1 protein-coding gene is annotated in these 1,180 nt (G+C 44.5%); it reads right to left on the bottom strand.

From position 1 onward, the window contains the following. Positions 1–61 precede the first annotated feature (61 nt). Positions 62–1,180, bottom strand: a 1,119-nt coding sequence (locus A3739_RS01500) for a DUF2804 domain-containing protein (RefSeq protein ID WP_082878214.1), incomplete at its 5' end; no start/stop codon positions are given.

Here is a 1,180-nt window from a genome sequence, read left to right as displayed (position 1 = left end):
TCGAGTAGTCACAGCGCGATGGGGATGATCCAATTTACTTATTCGGCCAAGATGATAGGGATCACCAACGAGAAAATTGGTGTTCAACAAAGCCCCATACATTCTCAATTGTGATAGTGGGCTCTCCAACTATTTCTATAGTTCCGTTGAATTTGCCAAAGATTTGATGAAAGTCAGTCGCTAATACAAATAGATTCAACTCTTCGCTATGTTTTCCCTCGGCATCAAAATTTAAATTAATGCTGCCGTCGGAGGATTGAATTTTCCATTGCCCCATTTTGTTATCACGATCATAGAAAAACTGTGTTTGAGGGAGTGCAATACAACGTGTTCCGATCCAGATGCAGTTTTCAGAGAAACCGCTCTCATTGACTCCCCAGCTGATATTCAAACCGAGAGCAGGACGACTGTTTGTTGGTGGTAAGCTAAAGCATGCCCAATTCCAGAATGTGTCTCGGCGCATATAGCCAGCAGAAAAATCGTGGTGCCCATAGCAGTCCAGTTCGCTCAAGTCGAACTCACCAAGCTCACATTTAAGTGTTCCTAGAACGGGAAGTGATGCGGTTTTTTGTGCATAAACCCAACCATTCACCGCACAAGGTGTGCATACTGATTGTGTTTGATAGTCCTTAGGTTCATGCATCCAGGCTTCAATATTAAGCTCGTTACCAAAGGAAATCCCTAAGTGCTTTCTGCGCTCTCCGTTCTCATTCAATGCATACACTTGAGATGCGTGATTCTTTCCTGATTTAAAGGTGCTTTGGTCGTTGTCTGTTCTGCAAGCCATGTTCAGCCCCGCAGCAAGCGGTGACTTGAATTGCCATGTCAGCATTTTTTTATCCGAAGGACGAAAGACGTAAGCGAAGCACGCGCCGATGTATCGAATATCTGCAAAGGCACAACCAAAGATGAGGTCTTTGCCAATAGCACCAAAATACTGAAATTGCTTGTAGGCAAAGTGTTGGCGCAGTGAACCAGCCGGTTTGCCCATAACAGTTCGGTAGTCGAAGTCTTGCCCGTTTAATTGATTCACTGGCTCGCTAAAATGGCCCAGCTCAACTTGGCCTTGATCGTTAATTATTTTTTTTATGGTGCGTTGCATGCCGTGACTAACCCTAGTTTTTGGTTGAGGGACGGCATGGTAGCGTAAATTTAAGTCATTCAGGAAGTGAAGATCGGT

Source organism: Oleiphilus sp. HI0067 (assembly GCF_001635735.1).
This window is presented reverse-complemented; position numbering and strand designations above follow the sequence as displayed.